The organism is Kocuria sp. 2SI (assembly GCF_005502825.1).
Lineage (GTDB): Bacteria > Actinomycetota > Actinomycetes > Actinomycetales > Micrococcaceae > Kocuria > Kocuria palustris.
Genome location: NZ_SCNB01000011.1, coordinates 62,936 through 79,306 on the forward strand (window position 1 = coordinate 62,936; position 16,371 = coordinate 79,306).

18 protein-coding genes and 1 pseudogene are annotated in these 16,371 nt (G+C 70.9%); 13 read left to right on the forward strand and 6 right to left on the reverse strand.

Translation table 11 applies throughout. From position 1 onward, the window contains the following. Window positions 1-60 precede the first annotated feature (60 nt). The 3 genes from FFS25_RS08025 to FFS25_RS08035 all read left to right on the forward strand — a co-directional run bounded on the left by FFS25_RS08025 (window position 61) and on the right by FFS25_RS08035 (window position 2,362). On the forward strand, window positions 61-411 hold the full coding sequence (locus FFS25_RS08025) for a PH domain-containing protein (protein WP_231861284.1): 351 nt from the start codon (window positions 61-63) through the stop codon (window positions 409-411). Window positions 412-729: 318 nt separating this feature from the next. Further along, entirely contained in the window at window positions 730-1,551 is an 822-nt protein-coding gene (locus FFS25_RS08030) for an excalibur calcium-binding domain-containing protein (RefSeq protein WP_137802493.1), read from the forward strand. Window positions 1,552-1,720: 169 nt separating this feature from the next. Continuing rightward, on the forward strand, window positions 1,721-2,362 hold the full coding sequence (locus tag FFS25_RS08035; RefSeq protein WP_137802494.1) for a class F sortase: 642 nt from the start codon (window positions 1,721-1,723) through the stop codon (window positions 2,360-2,362). Window positions 2,363-2,471: 109 nt separating this feature from the next. Here FFS25_RS08035 and FFS25_RS08040 read toward each other — a convergent pair whose 3' ends face one another. After that, window positions 2,472-2,987: a GNAT family N-acetyltransferase gene (locus tag FFS25_RS08040; RefSeq protein WP_137802495.1), complete on the reverse strand. Its 516-nt coding sequence runs from the start codon at window positions 2,985-2,987 to the stop codon at window positions 2,472-2,474. Further along, a complete protein-coding gene (locus FFS25_RS08045; protein WP_137802496.1) occupies window positions 2,987-3,661 on the reverse strand; it encodes a hypothetical protein in 675 nt (224 codons plus the stop codon). The genes FFS25_RS08040 and FFS25_RS08045 overlap by 1 nt, the downstream gene beginning before the upstream one ends. Before the next feature lie 145 nt (window positions 3,662-3,806). Here FFS25_RS08045 and FFS25_RS08050 point away from each other — a divergent pair, with 145 nt between their 5' ends. Both FFS25_RS08050 and FFS25_RS08055 read left to right on the forward strand, forming a co-directional pair. Next, on the forward strand, window positions 3,807-4,607 hold the full coding sequence (locus FFS25_RS08050) for a CDP-alcohol phosphatidyltransferase family protein (RefSeq protein WP_137802497.1): 801 nt from the start codon (window positions 3,807-3,809) through the stop codon (window positions 4,605-4,607). 5 nt (window positions 4,608-4,612) lie between these two features. Next, complete coding sequence (locus tag FFS25_RS08055; RefSeq protein ID WP_137802498.1) at window positions 4,613-5,653, forward strand: phosphatidate cytidylyltransferase; 1,041 nt, start codon at window positions 4,613-4,615, stop codon at window positions 5,651-5,653. An 84-nt stretch (window positions 5,654-5,737) separates the two neighbouring features. Here the strand turns inward: FFS25_RS08055 and FFS25_RS08060 are convergent, their stop codons facing one another. Further along, a complete protein-coding gene (locus tag FFS25_RS08060; protein ID WP_137802499.1) occupies window positions 5,738-6,850 on the reverse strand; it encodes an LLM class flavin-dependent oxidoreductase in 1,113 nt (370 codons plus the stop codon). 231 nt (window positions 6,851-7,081) lie between these two features. Between FFS25_RS08060 and FFS25_RS08065 the strand changes: the two genes are divergently transcribed. The 3 genes from FFS25_RS08065 to FFS25_RS08075 are packed head-to-tail and all read left to right on the forward strand — an operon-like array spanning window position 7,082 to window position 9,959. Continuing rightward, window positions 7,082-7,978, forward strand: a complete 897-nt coding sequence (locus FFS25_RS08065) for an ABC transporter permease (RefSeq protein WP_024289409.1) — start codon at window positions 7,082-7,084, stop codon at window positions 7,976-7,978. Further along, entirely contained in the window at window positions 7,975-8,865 is an 891-nt protein-coding gene (locus tag FFS25_RS08070; protein WP_249933823.1) for an ABC transporter ATP-binding protein, read from the forward strand. Before FFS25_RS08065 ends, FFS25_RS08070 begins: the two co-directional genes overlap by 4 nt. 23 nt (window positions 8,866-8,888) lie before the next feature. After that, window positions 8,889-9,959, forward strand: coding sequence for a taurine ABC transporter substrate-binding protein (locus tag FFS25_RS08075; RefSeq protein WP_171004140.1), 1,071 nt, complete (start codon window positions 8,889-8,891; stop codon window positions 9,957-9,959). Here the strand turns inward: FFS25_RS08075 and FFS25_RS08080 are convergent. After that, on the reverse strand, window positions 9,911-10,927 hold the full coding sequence (locus FFS25_RS08080; protein ID WP_137802501.1) for an arsenic resistance protein: 1,017 nt from the start codon (window positions 10,925-10,927) through the stop codon (window positions 9,911-9,913). The two genes, FFS25_RS08075 and FFS25_RS08080, sit on opposite strands and share 49 nt — an antisense overlap. An 88-nt stretch (window positions 10,928-11,015) precedes the next feature. On the opposite strand from FFS25_RS08080, the gene FFS25_RS08085 reads away from it, so the two are divergent. Both FFS25_RS08085 and FFS25_RS08090 read left to right on the forward strand, forming a co-directional pair. Further along, window positions 11,016-11,330, forward strand: a complete 315-nt coding sequence (locus FFS25_RS08085) for a GNAT family N-acetyltransferase (RefSeq protein WP_006214612.1) — start codon at window positions 11,016-11,018, stop codon at window positions 11,328-11,330. 61 nt (window positions 11,331-11,391) lie between these two features. Beyond that, window positions 11,392-12,414 carry a pirin family protein gene (locus FFS25_RS08090; protein ID WP_137802503.1) on the forward strand — a complete coding sequence of 341 codons (1,023 nt, stop codon included), beginning with the start codon at window positions 11,392-11,394 and terminating at the stop codon, window positions 12,412-12,414. Between the two features lie 6 nt (window positions 12,415-12,420). Here FFS25_RS08090 and FFS25_RS08095 read toward each other — a convergent pair whose 3' ends face one another. Then, window positions 12,421-13,260 (reverse strand): hypothetical protein, encoded by an 840-nt coding sequence (locus tag FFS25_RS08095; RefSeq protein WP_137802504.1) that lies wholly within the window; start codon window positions 13,258-13,260, stop codon window positions 12,421-12,423. Window positions 13,261-13,408: 148 nt separating this feature from the next. Here FFS25_RS08095 and FFS25_RS08100 point away from each other — a divergent pair, with 148 nt between their 5' ends. Then, window positions 13,409-13,966: a methylated-DNA--[protein]-cysteine S-methyltransferase gene (locus FFS25_RS08100; protein ID WP_137802505.1), complete on the forward strand. Its 558-nt coding sequence runs from the start codon at window positions 13,409-13,411 to the stop codon at window positions 13,964-13,966. 115 nt (window positions 13,967-14,081) lie between these two features. Then, window positions 14,082-14,240, forward strand: a pseudogene (locus FFS25_RS08105) (DUF2200 family protein); the annotation flags it as partial. A gap of 4 nt (window positions 14,241-14,244) precedes the next feature. Here FFS25_RS08105 and FFS25_RS08110 read toward each other — a convergent pair. Further along, window positions 14,245-15,090 (reverse strand): PhzF family phenazine biosynthesis protein, encoded by an 846-nt coding sequence (locus FFS25_RS08110; protein ID WP_137802507.1) that lies wholly within the window; start codon window positions 15,088-15,090, stop codon window positions 14,245-14,247. Between the two features lie 167 nt (window positions 15,091-15,257). Here FFS25_RS08110 and FFS25_RS08115 point away from each other — a divergent pair, with 167 nt between their 5' ends. Next, window positions 15,258-16,259, forward strand: coding sequence for a zinc-dependent alcohol dehydrogenase family protein (locus FFS25_RS08115; protein ID WP_137802508.1), 1,002 nt, complete (start codon window positions 15,258-15,260; stop codon window positions 16,257-16,259). Window positions 16,260-16,371: the final 112 nt, after the last annotated feature.

The window sequence follows — 16,371 nt, forward strand, 5'->3', positions numbered from 1 at the left end:
CGATGAGGACGCCCAGAGTCCCACTGCCGGGGCCGGCTCAGACGCGCGAGGAGATGTTCGGTGCCCGAGTTCACGTTCATGCGGGAGATCCAGATCCCTCAGGACATCTTTCCCCTCCTGATCCAGGGGGAGCAGCCCGTCTGCGCCTTCGCCACGTTCCGCGACGGCTCCGTGTTCACCAACAAGCGGCTGATCCTGCGCGATGTCCAGGGGATGACGGGCAACAAGGTCCAGGTCATGTCGCTGCCGTACTCGCAGATCGTCTCGTGGGCCTCGGAGAACGCCAGCTCCTTCGACATGGACTCGGAGCTGACGCTGAACACCCGCGCCGGGATCTTCAAGCTCAACCTGCGCGGCGGGATCGACGTCCGCGCGCTCGACAACCTGATCGCGCAGGTCGTCCTGGTCTGACCCTCTTCCCCATTGCCGAGTGGATACTCAGTTGCGCTGACCATGCGAACAGCGCAACTGACTGACCACTCGACAGGGGTGAGGACAGGCGGTCCCGTGCGCTGCGCAGCGCACAGGGCCGCCCGTTCTTCGTCCGCGACGCGGGGTGGCTCCATGCGTTTGCGTCTGTTATCGAATCGTGAGCGTCACATAGCGATTGTTTTGCAAACGTGATCGAATGTGCGGTCGCACAGTGGTTTGCTTCAGCTACTGGGGCCGCCGCACCCGCGACAGGGCCTCAGAACTTCCGTTCACCACCCAGACACCGGGAGCTCTGCCATGAAGAAGACCACCGCCACCACTGCCCTGGCCGCCACCATCGGCCTCTCCGCTTGGACCATGACCGCTGCATTCGCCGTCGCGCCCGCACCTGCGCCTACTGAGGCTTCCCCCGAGGATGTCCAGGCGCCCCTCGAAGACGGCATCGTCGACGAGTCGGGTGCCACGGCACCCGCCGCGGAGGAGATCGTCATCCCCGACTGGGCCCGCGACCTGGAGAACAACGTCTCCTGCGCCGATGCCGTGGGCACTCCGTACCAGGACAACGTCCTCAAGCCGGGCTGGCCGTCGATCCTCGATGCCGACGGCGACGGCATCATGTGCGAGTCCAATGGCGACGACGACGCCGCACGGGCGCCTTCGCTCGATCCGTGGGAGGGCGCTGGCCCGCCCCTCCCGGTCGGGTACGTGTACCCGAACTGCGACACCGCCTTCGCCGTCAGCGGCCGGCCCTACCCGTTCCCGATGTTCATGCAGTTCACGGGCCCTCACCTGGACATCGACGGCGACGGCATGGCCTGTGAGACTAATGGCGACGACGACGCGGCCTTCACCGGCGTGATCCACGAGGCCCCGCTGGTGACCGAGCCGGTCGCTCCGGCTCCGGCGCCTGAGACGCCCACGGGTGAGGCTCCGGCCGCCGAGGCCCCTGCCGCTGCCGCTTCGGCCGCGGAGGGCTCCCAGGTCGAGGAGGTTCCGGTGGGCGGTGCCGACACCGGCGTCTCCGAGTCGCCGAACCGCACGGGTCTGCTCGCCGGCGGTGCTGTGCTGTCTGCTCTGGCCGGCGCCGGTCTGCTGGCCCGCCGCGCGCGCCAGCACTGATCCGGTCCGGCCGCTCGACGGCGCTCCGGCGCGGCGGGTCTGCCTCGCCGCGCCGGAGCTCTCGTCTCGCATGATGCAGGGATCGGGATCCGCACGGGTTCGGCTCCCGGTATCGAACATCGGCACCATGTCCGATGGAACCACCCACCGGCAGCACAGGAGCACGACGATGAAGACGCCCTGGCCCCGCCAGCTGATCGCCGCGCTCGGGCTCGCCCTCCTCCTGAGCGGCTGTTCGGGCGGCGAGGTTCAGGACGATCGGTCTCCGGAGTCTTCGGCCTCGGCGGCCTCCGCCGCCTCGACGACGCCCTCCGCGGCAACATCAGCGTCGTCGTCGGGCCAGGACCCCGCCGTCATGCCCGAATCCGCCCCCACGGCCGTGCGGATCCCGGCGATCGGCGCCGACTCCGAGCTGCTGCACCTGGGGCTGCGGGACAACGGCTCGCTCGAGGTCCCGCCCACAGACCCTGACTCGCCGGCCTCCTGGTACGACAAGTCACCGACCCCGGGTGAGCTCGGGCCGTCGATCCTGCTGGGCCACGTCAACGAGGAAGACGGCAGCGACGGCGTGTTCGCGGGCCTGCGCGATCTGCAGCCCGGCGATGAGATCCAGATCGAGCGCGAGGACGGCTCCACCGCAACCTTCGCGGTCGACTACGGCGAGGCCTACCCCAAGGACGACTTCGCCACGGACAAGGTCTACGGCAACACCGACGACTCCCAGCTGCGCCTGATCACCTGCGACGGCTACGACCCCGAGACCGGGCTGTGGGACGACAACTACGTCGTCTACGCCACGCTGACCCCCTGACCCCGCGCCGAGTGGATGCTCAATTGCGCTGTTCGCCCCGATAGCGCAACTGGGTATCCACTCGGCGCGGGGGAGGTGGGACGAACCGGCTTAACCACGCACCCGGGGCTCAGAGCTCGAGCAGCATGGTGCCCTCGGCGGCCGTCGGGGCCTCGCGGTAGCCCATGGACTCGTAGAGCTGACGCGCGGGGTTGCCCGACTCCACGCTCAGCGACAGCGCGCTCAGCCCGCGCCGACGGGCCTCCTCGTGCAGCTCGTGCAGCAGCATCCGGCCCACGCGTCGATTGCGCCACTGCGGCAGCACATGGATCGAGACCTCCGGGATGCCCTCCGCCACGAAGCCGTACCCCGGATCCTGCTCCGGCAGATGAAGCGCCCAGGCCGCTCCTGCCCATTCGTAGGTCGGCAGGGTCGCGATCGGCATGGCGACCACACCGAAGTCCCCGCGCTCGAGCTTCAGACGCGTGTAGTGCGCGAACTCGGGGCGACGATCGATCTCTGCGGGCTCGAAGCGCGGACCCTGCCAGTTGAAATTGCCCAGGGCGGCCTCCCGCAGGATGGCCGGGGCCTCGTTGGCTTCGAGCGGGCGGACCGTCAGGCCGGTGAGGCGTGGCTGAGGCAGCATCAGGCGGCCCCGCCGTCGAGCCGCTGGGGGGAGGAAGCAGAGGATTCGCGGCCCACCGAGCGGAAGAACCACGTGTAGAACGCGGTCCAGCCCAGGAGGAAGATCGCCAGCTCGACAGTGCGCGGCGAGACCCCCAGCAGCCGCGGGAGGCCGCGATCCGGGGCGCTGAGCCCGCAGCGCCGGGACAGGACCGCGATTCCGGAGATCGCGCCGGTGACCGGCACGAAGCGCGCTAGCCGGGCGGGGAGAGTCCAGAGAACGAGCCCGCTGAGGGACATGCCCTGCGCTGCGGCCGAGCGGGCGTAGAGCTTGTACGGGGTGCCGGTGAACGGCCCGATCATCAGCGCGGAGAAGCCCCGGGTGCCCATCTGGGCATCGACCTTGGCGACCATCGTGGAGCTGATGGCGGGGATCCGCGCCGCCAGGGTCGCGGAGCGAGCGGGATCCGTGCGCGCCGACCAGCGGTGGACCACGGCCCCGCCGAGAACGGCCCCGGCTGTGGCTGTGAGGGTCAGGGCCTGCGCCCGACCGGGGCGGCGCAGCCCCACGGCGGAGGTCCAGGCATCCGGGACGACGAAGAAGACCGTGGCTTCCGCGAATCCCCAGGTGAAGGCGACCCCGTGCTGGAGCAGCGCGCGACGGGCCCTGCGGCGCTTCTGCGATGGCTCGGTCATGTCCGCAGCTTGCCAGCTGGGGCTCGCGACGGGGATGCAGGGCTGGACATCCGGGCTCACGGGTGGTCAGATCACATGACGAGCCATGCATTCATGATGGCAAACACTCGCGGCTGCACCGCGGGATCTCGGCTCAGGAGGCGCAGTGAGCACGTCTTCGCAGGAACCGCGCGACGACCGGAGCACCCGGAGCGAGTCTGCGGGGTCAGCGGTCACCGGGGAGCGGACCATGCGCCGCGAGATCCCGCAGCGCAGCACGTCCTGGGCGCGGGCAGTGGCAGCGGCCGTCGGGCGCACGGGGATCACGCCGAACATGATCTCCTCGGCTTCCGTCGTCGTGGCCGCGATCGGGTGCGCGGCCCTCGTGGGCTCGGGGTGGGCGGTCTACCTCCACGACGACGGGGTGCGGGCGGCGCTGCTGATCATCGCCGCGCTCATGGCCCCGCTGCGTCTGCTGCTCAACATGCTCGACGGCATGGTCGCCGTCGAGGACGGCAAGCAGTCCCCGGTCGGCGACCTCTACAACGAGGTCCCCGATCGGCTCGCCGATCTGCTCTTCCTGGCGGGGGCCGGCTATGCGGCCGCTTCGATCCACGGAGGGATCACGATCGGCTGGGTCGCCGCCTCGCTGGCGGTGCTGACCGCCTACGTCCGCTCCCTCGGAGCCGCGCAGGGGCTGTCGAATCACTTCGACGGGCCCATGGCCAAGCCGCGGCGCATGTGGCTGCTGATGCTCGGCTGCCTGCTCTCGCTGCTGGAGCCGGCGCTGCTCGTCCCGATGGGCCTTCCGCGGGGCACGGTGCTGGGCGTCGTGCTGGGTGTGATCGCACTCGGCTCGCTGGCCACCGTCGTGATCCGGCTGCAGCTGATCGGCAGTGATCTGCGGACCAGGGCCGCAGGGGCCGAGGGCGTGCCCGGCGCCGCGCCCGGTGGACAGGAGTGCTGAGCGGCATGGGGATCGCCATGATGCCTTCGGGGATGCTCGGTGCGGGCTGGCTGCCCGAGCGGGTCGGCATGATCGGCGGGGCGGCTGCGTGGCTGCTGCTGGGCGCCGTCGTCGTCCTGGTCCTGGCCTCGATCGCCGTGCTCGCGATCTCCGCCCGGCTGCCGGCGTCCAAGGAGGGCTTCAGCACGGAGCTGCGGCAGCGGACCTGGGCCTGGTGGTACATGATCGGCGTCCTGGGGGCTGCGCTGCTGCTCGGGGAGACCGTGACGCTGCTGCTGTTCGCGGTGCTGTCCCTGCTGGCGCTACGCGAGTTCGCCGCCCTGCTGCCGGATCGACGCCATGACCGCACGGCGCTGATCTGGCTGGGGATCATCACCCCGCTGCACTACTGGTTCCTGTGGGAGCACTGGTATGGGATGGCGGCGATCTTCATTCCGGTCTACGCGTTCCTGTTCCTGCCCGCGGTCGCGGCGCTGCAGGGGCGCACGGAGCACTTCCTGTCCCGCGCCGCCTCGCTGCAGTGGGCCCTGATGGTCTGCGTGTACGCGGTCTCCTACGTCCCGGCGCTGCTGCAGCTGCCGGTGGCTCTCGCGGAGGGGAAGACGGCTGCCGAGGGCTCGGCACCCGGCTCGGGCGGCTGGCAGGGGGCGGCACTGATGCTGTTCCTGGTGATCGTGGTCCAGGGCTCCGACGTCCTGCAGTACGTCTGGGGCAAGACGCTGGGCAAGCACCCGGTGGCGCCGTCGGTGAGCCCGAACAAGACGTGGGAGGGGCTGATCGGTGGAGTCCTCTCCGCCACGGCGCTGGGAGCTGCGCTGTGGTGGGCGACCCCGTTCGCGCCGTGGCAGGCGGCGCTGCTGGCGCTGGTCAGCTGCGTGATGGGCTTCGCGGGAGGTCTGGTGATGTCGTCGATCAAGCGGGATCGCGGCGTGAAGGACTTCGGCGCGGTGATCCCGGGCCACGGCGGGATCATGGATCGCTTCGACTCGCTGGTCTTCGCCGCTCCGGTCTTCTTCCACCTGGTGCGCTTCTTCTTCTCCCCCTGACCTTCCTGGGCCGAGTGGATGCCCAGTTGCGCAGAATGGGCGAACAGCGCAACTGGGTATCCACTCGGCGGAGGGAGGGGAGGGTCAGGAGGGGTCCGGGGCCAGGACGCCCCGACGGGCCAGCTCCGGGCGCAGGCCCTCGCCCACCCAGTACGCCTCCTCCAGATGCGGGTAGCCCGAGAGGATGAAGTGCTCCACGCCCACCGCGTGGTACTGCTCGATCAGATCGGCGACCTCCTCGTGGCTGCCCACGAAAGCCGTGCCGGCGCCGCCGCGCAGCAGGCCGACGCCCGCCCAGAGCCCGGGGTGGACCTCCAAGTCGCGGGCTCTGTCCGGGACGGTGTCGCCGTGCAGCTCGGTCATCCCCTTCTGCGCCGTGGACTCGGACGCGGCCAGATGCTTCTGCGAGGCCTTCACCTCCTCCGGATCCATCTGCTCCAGGAAGCGCTGCGCCACGGCCCAGGCGTCCTCGGAGCGATCCCGGGTGATCACGTGGGCGCGCACGCCGAACTCCAGGGTCCGGCCCTCTGCGGCCGCCAGCTCGCGCAGCCGCTCGATCCGTGCACCGACCTTCTCCGGGACCTCGCCCCAGGTCAGATGCACATCCGCCCGGCGCGCGGCCACGGGCAGCGCGGCCTCCGAGTTTCCGCCGAAGTACAGCGGCGGCACAACAGCAGGCTGCTCGAAGGCCCGGGCGTCGCGCGTCTTGTAGTGGGCGCCGTCGAAGTCGACACCGCCCTGGGCCCAGATCGACGAGACGATCTCCATGAACTCATCGGTGCGCTCGTAGCGCTGATCGTGACCGAGCCAGTCGCCGAAGCGCTGCTGCTCGGCCGACTCCCCGCCGGTGACGATGTTGAACATCAGCCGCCCACCCGAGATCTTCTGGTAGGTCACGGCCATCTGGGCGGCCAGGGTGGGGGTGATCGTGCCGGGGCGGAAGGCCACCAGGAACTTCAGCTTGGAGGTGGCTCCGATCAGCGCGGCCGTGGCGATCCAGGCGTCCTCGCACCAGGACCCGGTGGGGGTGAGCACCGCGTGGAAACCGTTGGCCTCCGCCGCGCGAGCCACCTGTGCCAGGTAGTCGAGGCTCGGCTCGCGAGGCGTCGTCACTGCGCGGTCGTTCGAGTGCGGTCGGTCGACCACGGAGCGGCCGTCGCCGTTGGTGGGCAGGAACCAGTTCAGAGTCACGCTCATCGCGCAGGAAGCCTTCTCTCGAGCCGTGGGATGCTTGCCGTCGGCTCGAATCTACGTCCCCTGAGGCGCGCGTCCGGGAAATGCGACTCGATCCGTAGGAATAGTTGACAGACGCTCATCCCCAGGCTGGGCACTGTGTGACGACATGACGCCCGACCGGGGGAAATCCCCACAGATTCGGTAGGTTTCGGACTCCGAGAGCTTCTCCGCCTTCCCCAGATCGGATGCCCCATGTCCCTCCAGGCCACCGAGACGACCCCGCCGTCGTCGGAGACGCCCGACGAGACGGACAGCCCCCGTCGTCCGCAGCGACGACGACGGCGTGAGCGCCTCCAGCGCATTCGCACCACCGCGGTGAGCCTGGTCGTGCTGGTCCTGCTGTGGTGGCTCGTCACCGCCGTCGGGTTGGTCCAGCCCCTGTTCCTGCCCTCGCCGGGGGCTGTGTGGTCGGCGTTCGTGCAGGCCAGCTCCTGCCGTCCGGTCGACGATGACGCCACCCGATGGGCCTGCGGCGAGCAGGGCTACTTCCTCTGGGAGCACCTGGCGCACAGCCTGCGCCGGATCGCGATCGGCGTGGGCGTCGGTGCGGTCGTCGGCGTGGCCCTGGGTGTGCTGCTCGGCGCGTTCCGCCCGGTCCGCGAGATCGTCGAGCCGTTCCTGCACTTCCTGCGCGCCCTGCCGCCGCTGGGCTACATCGGCCTGCTGATCGTGTGGTTCGGCATCGGGGACACCTCCAAGATCTGGCTGCTGTTCCTGGCCGCGTTCCCGCCGATCGCCGTGGCCACCATGCAGGGGGTCCAGGGCGTGCAGGTCTCCCGCGTGAACGCGGCGCGCTCGCTGGGTGCGACGCGCTGGCAGGTCCTGCGCCACGTGACCATCCCGTCGGCGCTGCCCGAGGTCATCGGCGGCATCCGCATCGCCACCGGCTTCACCTGGACCACGGTGGTCGCCGCCGAGCTGAACAACGGCATCCCCGGCATCGGAGGCCTGGCCTATGTCTCAGGAACGCAGCTGCAGACGCCGCTGACCATCGCCTGCATCATCGTGATCGGCCTGGCGGCGGTGGGGCTGGATGCTCTGATCGCGGCCGTGGGCCGCGTGGCGACGCCGTGGCAGGGCCGCGCATGAGCGCCCCCGGACAGCCCAGCCGCAACGGGCACGACGACCCCCAGCACCGCGCCGATCAGGAGCACTCGCCGATGGATGACCGGAGCGCTGCCGCCAAGATCCGGCTGACGGCCGCCGCCAAGGACTACACGACCGACTCCGGCGACATCGTGCACGCGCTGGCGTCCACCGATCTGGAGATCGGGGAGGGCGAGTTCGTGTGCATCGTGGGCCCTTCCGGCTGCGGCAAGTCCACGCTGATGGACATGATCGCCGGGTTCCACGCGCCCTCGGGCGGGGTCGTGGCGGTCGACGGCGAGCCGGTCACCGGTCCATCGGCGGCGCGAGGCGTGGTGTTCCAGCAGGCCAACCTGCTGCCGTGGAAGTCGGTGCGCGCCAACGTGGAGCTGGGCCCGCTGCTGCGCGGGGCGCCGGCGCAGGAGCGCCGGGAGATCGGCGAGCGTCAGCTGCGGCTCGTGGGCCTGGAGTCCTTCGCGGACCGCAAGCCCTACGAGCTCTCGGGAGGCATGCAGCAGCGCGCCCAGATCGCCCGTGTGCTCGCCAACGACCCGGACGTCATCCTCATGGACGAGCCGTTCGGCGCACTCGATGCCCTGAGCCGCGAGCGGCTGCAGGTCGAGCTGCGCGGGATCTGGCGCCAGGACCGCAAGACGATCGTGTTCATCACGCACTCGATCGACGAGGCCGTCTACCTCGGCACCCGCGTGCTCGTGATGAGCCCGCGCCCGGGCCGGATCGCCCTGGACCTGCCGGTCGAGATCGGCCGGGACCACGACGACGTCTCCGTGCGCACCAGCCCCGAGTTCACCGCCCTGCGGGAGCGGATCGCCGGGGCGATCTACGGGGACGCCGCAGGCACGTCCCGCAGCACGACGGTCGGCGAATGATGATCAGCCACGAGGAGCGCCCCATGACCACCAGCATCCGCAGGGGCTCCGTCGTCGTGTCCCTGGCCGCCGTCGCGGCCCTGCTGCTCAGCGGCTGCACCGCAGCCCAGACCGAGCGTCGTCTCAATGCCGAGCACGGCGGCGCGGTCGCCGAGTGCCCCTGGGAGGCCGATGAGTCCGTCACCGGCACGATCGACCTGGGCTATCAGCTGCTGCCCAGCGGCGACCTGATCGTGCGCGATCAGCAGGTGCTGGAGACCTGCATGCCCAACGCCGACATCCGCTGGACCCAGTACGCCTCGGGTGCCGAAGTCGTGCAGGGCTTCGGCGGCGACTCCCTGGACATCGCGACGGTGGGCTCGTCCCCGGCGGTGAAGGCGCTGTCCGCGCCGCTGGACCTGCCCGTGGAGGTCGTGTGGATCCAGGACGTGATCGGCGAGTCCGAGGCCCTGATCGGCGCGGAGGGCATCACCGACCTCGAGGACCTGCGCGGCGGCAGCGTGGGCGTGCCCTTCGGTTCCACCGCCCACTTCAGCCTCCTGGCGCTGCTGGAGCAGGAGGGCCTGTCCGACGAGGTCACCGTGATCAACCTGTCCCCGGATGCCCTGCTCGGGGCCTGGCAGTCGGGGGAGATCGACGCCGCGTACATCTGGGACCCCACGCTCGGGGAGCTCGAGGCCGACGGCGGCACCCGGCTCGTCTCCAGCACCCAGGCCGCAGAGATCGGGGCGCCGACCTTCGACCTGTCGGCAGCCGATTCCGGGTTCGCCGAGGAGAATCCCGAGGCTATGGAGCAGTGGACCCGGGCGCAGGACTGGGCGGTGCAGATGCTGCAGGACGATCCCGATCGCGCCGCCGAGATCCTGGCGCTGCAGATGGGCTCGGATACCGAGACCGTCCGCCGCCAGATCGACGGCACCGGCTACCTGCGCGCCGGCGAGCAGCAGGAGCAGTTCTTCTCCGGGCCCCTGGCCGATGCCCTGATCGACACCGGGGACTTCCTGGACCAGCAGGGAGAGATCGACGCCCCCGCCGATCCGCAGCACTACCGGGACGCGGCGGCGTCGTCGGCGATCGAGGAGGTCGCGGGCTGACTCGAGGGCAGCAGGCGGGGAACCAGCCGCACGAGCACCACCATGCCCACGAGTTCGACCATGGTCTGCATGACCACGGCCAGCGGGATCAGCGGGGCCTGGTCCGCGACGGCCACCGCCAGGGGCAGCACCACTAGGGAGTTGCGCGCCGTCGCGCTGAAGACTGCGGCGCGCGCCGAGGCCACCGGCAGTCGAGCGGCGCGGACGACCAGCACGGTCAGGGCCGTCATGAGCACCAGGAAGGCCACGTAGACCGGAACGGACAGCGCGATCTCGGCCAGCTGGCCGCGCACCGCAGCGACCTGCGAGGCGATCACGGTGAGCAGCACCAGCATCAGCGCGGGGACCATGAGGGCCTGGCCGAGACTCTCGAAGCCCCGCGCAGCACAGGAGGCCCTGGCGTCGTCGCCGCGGCGTGCCGCGAGCTGCACCACGACGGCCGCGCCCAGCGGCACCAGCAGCATCCACACCAGGGCGCTGAGGAACGGCCCGGGCTCGATCCGCAGGGGGACGTCGGACCCGGCCAGCAGCCACAGCAGCGGGCCCAGCAGGAGCATCTGCGCCAGCATCAGCAGCGGGGCCGCGGCGGTGAGGCGGGCGCGGTCACCTCCGGCCAGCCCGGCGAACACGATGACCCAGTCGATGCACGGCACCAGCAGCACCACCAGGATCCCCAGCACGAGCTCGGGATGCCCGGTCAGCGGGCGGGTCAGCAGCCACGCGACCACCGGGACCACCAGGAAGTTCAGCCCCAGCAGCACCAGCAGGAAGCGGCGGTCGCGCAGTCCGTCGCCCAGCTGGGTCAGCGGGATCCCCAGGAACGTGCTCCACAGCAGCACCGCGATCAGCGGCGGCACGGCCAGCTCCCAGGCGGCGGTCGCGGCGGGGAAGACCAGGCCCAGCGCGGCCCCGAGGACCATGGTCGCCAGGTACAGAGGCACCTGATGCCGCTCCAGCCACGCGACCATGACCCCTCCGCTCCCGAGCTTTCCGAACCTCCAGTCTCCGGTGGCCGTCGCGGCGGCACAAACCGGCGTCGCCGCGCGTTGCACGGACATGACCGATGCACTGCCGCCCTCGCCCACCGCCGATCTCGAGCTGCGCCACGACACCGCCGCGCACGCCTTCCAGGCGCTCGACGGCGGTCGCGTCGTCGGCGAGGCCCACTACACCCCGTACGAGACCGACGGTCGCTCCCAGCGGATCTTCGACCACACCCTTACCCAGCCCAGCCATCGCGGCCGCGGCGTGGCCGATCGGCTGGTCTCCTGGGCGATCGCCGAGACCGTGGCCGAGGGAATCGAGCCGCAGGCCACGTGCTGGTACGTCCAGGGCTGGCTGCGCGAGCACCCGGAGGCGCTGCGGGGCTGAGCCGTTGTCGGCGCACCCCGCAGTCCGTGACGCATCACGTGAACTGTGCTGGAATGTCTCCATGAGCAACGTGGAGCCCGTCCCGCTGGAGACCCTCTGCACCGCCGAGCCAGGGTACGAGATCCAGATCCTGCCGCCGCGCGTGGTCCCGCTGGGCGGGCCGCGCGCCATGGACGTGCGCCGCGTGCTGCCGCAGCGCAAGCGCTCGCTGATCGGCGCCTGGTGCTTCCTGGACTGCTACGGTCCCGACGACGTCGCCCAGACCGGAGGCATGGACGTGCCCCGCCACCCGCACACCGGCCTGGCGACGGTCTCGTGGCTGTTCATGGGCCAGATCGACCACCTGGACTCGGCGGGCAATCGCGCCGTGGTGCGTCCCGGCGAGCTGAACCTCATGGTGGCCGGTGGCGGGATCACCCACCAGGAGATCTCCACCGCGGACACGTCGGTCCTGCACGGCGTGCAGCTCTGGTACGCGCTGCCCGAGTCCACGCGGCACATGGAGCACGATTTCATCCATCACGTTCCGCAGCCCGTGTGCGGCGACGGCTCGCAGATCCGCGTCTTCATCGGGGAGCTGGCCGGCGACGACGTCCAGGTGGAGACCTCCACGCCTCCGCTGCTGGGCGCGGAGATCCTGCTCGAGCCCGGCGCCGTGCTGGAGCTCGACGTCCAGGCGGGATTCGAGCACGGCGTCTACCTGGACTCCGGCTCGTTGTCGGTGGACGGCGTCGCGGTGGAGGCCGAGCACCTGGCGTACATCGGCCCGGGTCGGGAGAGCCTCCGGCTGGAGGTCGACGACGACGCCGAGCCCGTGCGCCTCATCCTGCTGGGCGGGGAGCCGCTGGGTGAGGAGATCGTCATGTGGTGGAACTTCATCGGCCGCACGCACGACGAGGTCGCGGCCTACCGGGCGATCTACCAGCACGAGCTCGCCTTCGAGGATGCCCCGTCCGAGGAGATCCTGGCCGCCGCGGGCCTGAGCCCGGACGATCCGCCGCGCTTCGGGCCCTACCCCGACGGCGAGCCCGATCCGCTGCCTGCCCCGCCGCTGCCGAACACCCGGCTGCGCTCGCGGGGCTGAGGCGCCTCAGCGGGTCTCGGCCGGCGAGCCGATCGCCTCGCGCAGCGCCTCGACAAACCCCTCCGGGAAGCTCACCGCGTGCGGCAGGGGCACCGCGACGGTGTCGCGGTGGGGACCGTCGACCAGCAGGAGCGTGAGCTCGCGGTCGGAGAGGGACACCGGGTAGGCGCGCCCCGTGGCGCAGCGCACGCCACCCGGCGCGTCTGAGTGCTCGGCGATCGGCGTCGACGCCGGGCGAAGCTCGGTGAGAAGGCCCGTCAGGTGCGTGCCCCATTCGGAGCGCAGCAGCTCGACGGTCTCGAGCTCCTCTGCCGGTCCGGGCCACGACGGCCGCGGGGCCAGGGCCTCGCGATCCAGCATGTGGCACCCGGGGATGTGGTGGATCGTCATGCGCAGGGGCTCCACGCGCCACAGCTGCGAGCCCGGCCAGCAGGTGAAGGTCCGGGCGATCTCGCTGGGCAGGGGCCCCTCGGAGAGCAGTGCGGTCTCCTCGTCCTCCGTGCAGCGGGTGACCACGGCATGGCCGCTGAGCTCGGCGACCGTCATGCGGATCTCGGCCACGGGGGCCTCCGCTGCGATCGTCATGGAGACGTGCTGCGGGCGCTCGATCGGCATGGGCGGCCACTGCCCCTCCTGCGGGGACACCACCATGTAGCGGGTGCCGTCCTGTGCGGCCCCGTGGAAGGACGTGTCCAGGAGGTGCCCGCGGACGCCGTCATGGCAGGAGATCGTCATCCGGCCGGCGCCGTTGAGCAGGCGTGCCGCGGCATCTGCGGCGGCGACGTCCAGGTGGCAGGGGGTGCCCTGTGCCGGAGCGGCTGTCTCGGCGTTCTCGCTGGGGGTCATGATCCCTCCAGAGGGTGTCGGCTGCGGTGGTGCGGCGGGCTCTGTCGCACCCTCGATGAGGTGAGCCTAACCTGATCTTGAGGTGCGCCGTCAAGAGCGGATGCCCTGTTGCGGGTCGAGCTGAGCGTCGTCGTGCCAGGATCGGGGCATGCACATGCCCTCTGAGCCCGTCTGGAGCTGGGTCGAGACGCCGATCGGCGACGGCCTGATCGTGATCGGGCCGCAGGGTGCGATCCGGGCGGCGTTCTCCCGCCCCGACGGCACGGGCATGCCCAGCGAGGAGTCCGTTCTGATCGAGGCGGGCGCTCAGCTCGCAGCTGCGCCTGCGCACGACCCTGCCGCGCTGGCCGAGATCCTGGAGCGGATCGAGGCCTGGTTCGACGGCTCCGTGCAGGACCTCGACGTGCCCGTCGACCTCGCTCCGGCTGACGGCTTCAGACGGGCGGCGTGGGAGCGGATCGCGCAGATCCCGTACGGGCAGACCCTGGCCTACGGGCAGCTGGCCGCCGAGGCGGGCCGTCCCCGAGCCGCACGTGCGGCGGGGACGCTGTGCTCGGAGGTCCAGGTGCCCCTGTTCCTCCCGGTGCACCGCGTGACCCGCGCCGACGGCAGCACCGGCGAGCCCGACCCCCGCCATGCCGTGCGCCGCATGCTGATCGACCACGAGCGCGCGGTCCTGACCGGCGGCCCATCCCCCTGGGCGTGAGCGCTGCCCCGTCGAGGCCGCAGCACCGCATGCCCCCACCGTTGAGGCCGCACAGTCGCATGCCATCCGCGCTGATGGGTGGCCCTTCTGCGGCCTCAACGCGTGCGGCGGCGAGGCGATGCTGAATGAGAGCGCCGAGCTGATCACCGGCGTGGTGTGCGGCGTGCGCGTGGAGGAGATCGAGGAGCCGCTGATGCAGCAGGTCCGCTGGTTGGACAAGCTGGTCGACGAGCTCGCCAAGGGCAAGGCGCTCGAGAAGATCCTGCGCGGCTGAGGTCTCAGAAGCTCACGATGCCGGTGATCGTGACCTCCGCAGGCCCGCCGACCCACACGTCCTGACCGTCCGAGCGCACGCGCACCCGTCCGCTGCGACCGATCGCCGTGCCCTGCGCCGCCGTGTACTCCTCCGGTGCCATGCCGGCGCGGATCAGCCATGTCCCGAAGCCCGCCTGGAGGCTGCCCGTCACAGGGTCCTCGCGCATGCCGTGCTCCGTGGGCACGAACGCGCGGACCTCCACGTCGGCATCCCGTCCCGGCTCATGCGGGCCGAAGATGCCCAGGCGCAGATCGTGCTCCGCGATCAGGGCAGCATCCGGCTCCAGGGCCAGGACGGTCTTGGCATCGACCAGCACGATCCCCAGCCACCCGGGCCCGTTGTCCACCCAGTTGGCGCCCTGGACATCGCCGGGCTTCAGCCCGAGCGCCTCGGTGGCCACGGCGAGCGTCGAGGACTCGACCTCGCCGCTGCGGCGCAGGGGAGGGGCCGAGAAGGACAGGCCGTCGTCGTCGGACAGGACGGTGATCAGACCCGCACCGCACTCCTGGACCACGGTCCCGTCCCGGCGCAGTGCGCCGCCGGCCGCCAGCCAGGCGCGTGCCGAGCCCAGGGTGGGGTGCCCTGCGAACGGCAGCTCCTCCTGCGGGGTGAAGATCCGCACGCGGTAATCGGCCCGCTCGTCCTCCGGCGGCAGCAGGAAGGCAGTCTCGGAGAGGTTGGTCCAGCTCGCGAATTGGGCCATCTGCTCGTCAGTGAGCTCGGCGGCATCGTGCACGACGGCCAGCGGATTGCCCCCGTGCGGCACCGCGGAGAAGACATCGACCTGGGAGAAGCGGAAATCGACCATGGTCGTGAGTCTGGCACTGGGCTCGGACGGCACAACGGCCCCGCGCGGTCATGGTGATCGTCGTGCTGAGGGCGGATCGGCTCTTCTGCGACGTCAGCCGTAGGTGGCAGGCTGGAGGCACAGTCAACCGCGGACCCGCGTGCGGTCCGTTCGAGAGGAGCCCGACCATGAAGCAGTTCATCGTCCCCGCCGGCGGCGGTCTGGAGAACCTGCGCCTCGACGACGTCGACGAGCCCGGAGCTCCCGGCCCCGGTGAGATCCGTGTGGACGTGAAGGCCTCGAGCCTGAACTTCCACGACTACATGGTGATCTCCGGCGACATGCCCCCGAACGAGGATCGCGTGCCCCTGGCGGATGCCTCCGGCGTGGTCGCGGAGGTCGGCGAGGGTGTCGACGAGTTCGCGGTCGGCGACCACGTGGTCTCCGTGTTCTTCCCGCGCTGGCAGTCCGGCGACGACGTCGAGTCCTCCTTCTCGAGCTCCCCGGGCGACGGGGTGGACGGCTATGCCCGTGAGTCCGTGGTGCGTCCGGCGAGCTGGTTCACCGCAGCGCCCGAGGGGTGGACCCACCCGGAGGCTGCGACCATCACCACCGCCGGCGCCACCGCCTGGCGCTGCCTGGTGACCGAGGGCGGTCTGAAGCCCGGGCAGACCGTGGTCCTGCTGGGCACCGGCGGCGTCTCGATCCTGGCGCTGCAGATCGCCAAGGCCATGGGCGCCCGCGTGGCGATCACGTCGTCGTCGGACGAGAAGCTCGCCCGCGCTCGCGAGCTCGGCGCCGACATCACGGTGAACTACAACGACGACCCCGAGTGGGGCCGCACGATCAAGAAGCAGACCGGCGGGGCGGACATCGTCCTGGAGTCCGCCGGCGCGCAGACCCTGCCGCAGTCGCTGCGGGCCGTGAAGCCGGGCGGGGTGATCTCGCTGATCGGCGTGGTCGCCGGCGACAAGGGCGATATCCCCACTGCGCTGCTGATGACCAAGCAGGTGCGCCTGCACGGCGTGCTGGTGGGCTCGCGGGCCATGCAGCAGGAGTTCGTGGCGGCCATGGACGGCCTGGGCATCCGGCCGGTGCTGGATCAGACCCTGCCCATGACCGATCTGGCGAAGGCCTGCGAGCTGATGCAGGACCAGTCCCACCTGGGCAAGATCGCCCTGGAGTGGTGAGACCGCGTCCCTGAGTACGCGGCTGCCTGCCGAGATCCCGTTTCCCTGCGCCCGTTCCGCCGAGATCCCGCCAGAATGCGCGGAATCCGGGCACGGAAGCGGGATCTCGGCA